The sequence below is a fragment of the Streptococcus humanilactis genome, from assembly GCF_019448275.1.
Lineage (GTDB): Bacteria > Bacillota > Bacilli > Lactobacillales > Streptococcaceae > Streptococcus > Streptococcus humanilactis.
The window spans coordinates 1-629 of sequence record NZ_JAHXBZ010000019.1; the positions used below are offsets into that span (position 1 = coordinate 1).

Annotated in this window: 1 pseudogene; it reads right to left on the reverse strand. The window is 52.1% G+C overall.

The features are described from left to right. Nucleotides 1–629, reverse strand: a pseudogene (locus KV696_RS09660) (adhesive domain-containing protein); the annotation flags it as partial.

A 629-nucleotide genomic window follows, 5' to 3' on the forward strand; every position in this document is an offset into this window, starting at 1 on the left:
AGCGCTGTAGCATCTACATCAGCAAGCACAAGCGCAGTAGCCTCTACATCAGCATCAACAAGTGCGGTAGCCTCTACATCAGCAAGTACTAGCGCGGTAGCCTCTACCTCAGCATCAACAAGTGCCGTAGCGTCTACATCAGCAAGTACAAGCGCTGTAGCCTCTACATCAGCGTCAACAAGTGCCGTAGCGTCTACATCAGCAAGCACAAGCGCAGTAGCCTCTACATCAGCATCAACAAGTGCGGTAGCCTCTACATCAGCATCAACCAGTGCGGTAGCCTCTACATCAGCGTCAACAAGCGCTGTAGCATCTACATCAGCAAGTACAAGCGCTGTAGCCTCTACATCAGCGTCAACAAGTGCCGTAGCGTCTACATCAGCAAGCACAAGCGCAGTAGCCTCTACATCAGCAAGTACAAGCGCTGTAGCCTCTACATCAGCAAGTACTAGCGCGGTAGCCTCTACATCAGCGTCAACAAGTGCCGTAGCGTCTACATCAGCAAGCACTAGCGCTGTAGCTTCTACATCAGCGTCAACAAGTGCAGTAGCCTCTACATCAGCAAGCACAAGCGCCGTAGCGTCTACATCAGCAAGCACAAGCGCTGTAGCGTCTACATCAGCAAGCAC